The organism is Phytoactinopolyspora endophytica (genome assembly GCF_004138495.1).
GTDB lineage: Bacteria > Actinomycetota > Actinomycetes > Jiangellales > Jiangellaceae > Phytoactinopolyspora > Phytoactinopolyspora endophytica.
Genome location: NZ_ML142858.1, coordinates 185,373 through 186,284, shown reverse-complemented (window position 1 = coordinate 186,284; position 912 = coordinate 185,373). Strand labels below are relative to the sequence as shown.

Sequence of the window (912 nt, the reverse complement as noted above, 5' to 3'; positions counted from 1 at the left end):
CGTTGCCCACGTCGTAGTGGTGGTTGACGGCGGCCCGGTCCCGATCCTTCGAGTGCCGCCGGCCGCCGAGCTCCGCCTCGATGGCCGGCGGCTTCGGCTGCGGGCCGACGGCCCCGAGCAGAGTCGCCGCGCGCAATGCCTCCGCTCGGTCGGCCGCGGACAGCCGGGGACGAGAGTCCAGGTCATTCAGGACGTCGTCGAGCCGGTCCAGCGCCTCTTCGAGGTCGCCGTCGACGTCGATCTCACCGGCCACCCATGCCCTGGCGAGTCCTAGCTCATCCGGCTGCCACAGCAACCGCCGCACTGCTCGCCTGGAACGGACCACCAGCACCGGGCCGTCGTCCGGTCCTGCCTGCGAGCCGTCCCACGTCCGGAGAGCCAACGGCGACGGCCGGCCCAGCACGCGTTCGACCAGGCCAGCGATCCGTGCCGCCGCTCCCCCACCAGACATCATGGTTCTTCGCCCTCCTACCCTTCGTCATCCACGCTGCCCCACGTTCTATCGAGCCTCGCGGTCTCCAGCCTGCCCGGCTTCAGTCTTTCGGGGCCGCGGCGCGACGGAACTCCTCCCGCGGCATCCGCATCCGCCCGAGCGTGACCACCTCGCGGCGGAACAGCAACGCCATGGTCCAGTCGACCAGCACTCGGGCCTTGCGGTTGAACGTCGGCATCTTGCTCATGTGGTACGTCCGGTGCATGAACCAGGCCGGGAAGCCTTTGACCTTGATGCCGTACACGTGTGCCACTCCGCGGTACAGTCCGAGGCTGGCCACCGAGCCCACGTACTTGTGCTTGTACTCCTTGGGCTGCTTGCCGTTCACGGTGGCCGCGATGTTCTTCGCCAGCAGCTTCGCCTGGCGCACGGCGTGCTGTGCGTTCGGTGCGCACATGGTGTCCGGGTCGTCAGCCGTC

General features: G+C 69.1%; 2 pseudogenes. Both read right to left on the bottom strand.

Annotation, left to right across the window (positions count from 1 at the left end):
• A pseudogene (locus tag ELR45_RS38470) lies at positions 1–454 on the bottom strand (SAM-dependent methyltransferase); the annotation flags it as partial.
• A gap of 79 nt (positions 455–533) precedes the next feature.
• A pseudogene (locus tag ELR45_RS41120) lies at positions 534–912 on the bottom strand (NAD(P)/FAD-dependent oxidoreductase); the annotation flags it as partial.